This window comes from Pseudomonas edaphica (assembly GCF_005863185.1).
Taxonomy (GTDB): domain Bacteria; phylum Pseudomonadota; class Gammaproteobacteria; order Pseudomonadales; family Pseudomonadaceae; genus Aquipseudomonas; species Aquipseudomonas edaphica.
Genome location: NZ_VBVZ01000863.1, coordinates 1 through 1,999 on the forward strand (window position 1 = coordinate 1; position 1,999 = coordinate 1,999).

The 1,999-nt window shown below is 62.1% G+C and carries 3 protein-coding genes; all 3 read right to left on the reverse strand.

The window, feature by feature from the left end:
* On the reverse strand, positions 1–927 hold a 927-nt coding region (locus FEM54_RS31455; RefSeq protein ID WP_138454161.1), incomplete at its 3' end, for an MlaD family protein.
* A gap of 1 nt (position 928) precedes the next feature.
* Positions 929–1,732: an ABC transporter ATP-binding protein gene (locus FEM54_RS31460; protein WP_017139076.1), complete on the reverse strand. Its 804-nt coding sequence runs from the start codon at positions 1,730–1,732 to the stop codon at positions 929–931.
* Positions 1,729–1,999: MlaE family ABC transporter permease (locus FEM54_RS31465; RefSeq protein ID WP_171045952.1), on the reverse strand; the 271-nt coding region annotated here is incomplete at its 5' end. The genes FEM54_RS31465 and FEM54_RS31460, both read right to left, overlap by 4 nt.

Genomic DNA, 1,999 nt, shown 5'->3' on the forward strand with positions numbered 1-1,999 from the left:
CGTGAACTCCTTGTTCTTGTCGCTGCCCAGCAGGTAACCGCTGGGGTTGGCTTCGAGGCGGCGGGAGATGGCGCGCAGCGAACCGAGGGTTTCGCGCAGCTCTCGCACGGCCGGTGCCAGTTCGTTGAGGCCCTGCATGCCGCTGTTCACCGAGTCTTTGTTGTTGGTCAGCAAGGTGTTGATGGTCGTGGTGCTTTGTTCCAGCGACTTCATGGCCTGCTCGGCACTGCCGAAGGCTTGCTTGCCTTGGTCATTGAGCAAGCCGTTGGCATTGCGCATCAACGTGGTGGTTTGCTCCAGCGCGGCGCTCGCCTGTTTGCTCACCTGCATCAATTGTTGCATCACTACCTTGATATCACCGCGCTGGTCGGCGATGGCACCGGTGGTTTGTTGCAGATTGTCCAGAGTGTTGCTCAGGCGCTCGACGTTCTCCCGCGAGAACATGTGGTTGTGCAGCAGCAGGTTGATGCTGGTCATCAGGTCGTTGCTGTTATTAAGCAGGCGCGCAATGGGGGACGGCGAGGCGATGATTTCCGGCAGGTTGCCGTCCTTGCCCTTGAGCTCCGGGCTTTGCGGCGTACCACCGCTGAGCTGGATGATCGAGGTGCCGGTGATGCCGGTCAGTGCCAGCTTGGCCTGGGTGTCTTCCTTGATCGGTGTCTGCCCGGCCAAACGGATGCGCGCCAGTACCCGGCGCGGGTCTTTCGGGTCCAGGCGCAGGCTGGTGACATCGCCCACCTTGATCCCGCTGTATTGCACCGAACTGCCCTGGGACAGGCCGCTGACCGCCTCGTTGAACACCACCTCGTAGTCCTGGAAGGCGCTATCGACGCTGGACTTGGCCAGCCACAGGCCGAACAGCATGGCGCCGACCACCACGATCACGCTGAACAGACCGATCATCACATGATGGGCTCGGGTTTCCATGTCATACCTCGTTAAGCGATTGAGCGGCATCCAATGCCGCGCGGCCACGGGGGCCGTGGAAATATTCGTGAATCCAGGCGTCGTCCGTTTCCGAGACGACATCGATGGCATCGGCCACCAGCACTTTCTTCTGCGCCAGCACCGCCACACGGTCGGTGATGGTGTAGAGCGTGTCGAGGTCGTGGGTGACCAGGAACACGCTCAAGCCCAGCGCATCGCGCAGGGTGAGGATCAGTTGGTCGAATTGCGCCGCGCCAATCGGGTCGAGGCCGGCGGTGGGTTCGTCCAGGAACAGAATGTCCGGGTCCAGGGCCAGGGCGCGTGCCAGGGCCGCGCGCTTGATCATGCCGCCGGACAGTGACGCCGGGTATTTATCCGCCGCCGACAAAGGCAGCCCCGCCAGGGCTAGCTTGACTGCCGCCAAGTGTTCGGCGTCGCGACGGCTGAGGCCGGCGTGTTCGATCAACGGCAGGGCGACGTTTTCGGTGACCGTCAGCGAGGAAAACAGCGCACCCTTCTGGAACAGCACGCCAAAGCGCCGTTCCACCAGCGAGCGTTCATGTTCCGACAAATTGGGCAGGTTCTTGCCGAATACCCGCACCTCACCTTCGCTGGGCCGCCGCAGGCCGACGATGCTGCGAAGCAGTACCGACTTGCCGCTGCCGGAGCCGCCGACCACCGCGAGGATCTCGCCTTTGTACAAATCCAGATCGAGGTTCTCGTGCACGCTCTGGCTGCCAAAGCGATTGCACAGGCCGCGCACTTCGATCACCGCCTCAGTGGGCGCACGGTGTAGACGACTCACCAGCCCATCTCCATAAAGAACATCGCGGCGACCGCATCCAGCACAATCACCACGAAAATAGACTGCACCACGCTGGAGGTGGTGTGCGCGCCGACCGATTCGGCGCTGCCGCTGACCTTGAAGCCTTCGAGGCAGCCAATCGCCGCGATCAGGAAGGCGAAAATCGGCGCTTTCACCATCCCCACCAAAAAGTGCTGCACGCCAATGTCCGATTGCAGCAGCGAGAGAAACATCGCCGGTGAAATATCCAGGGCGACGGCACACACC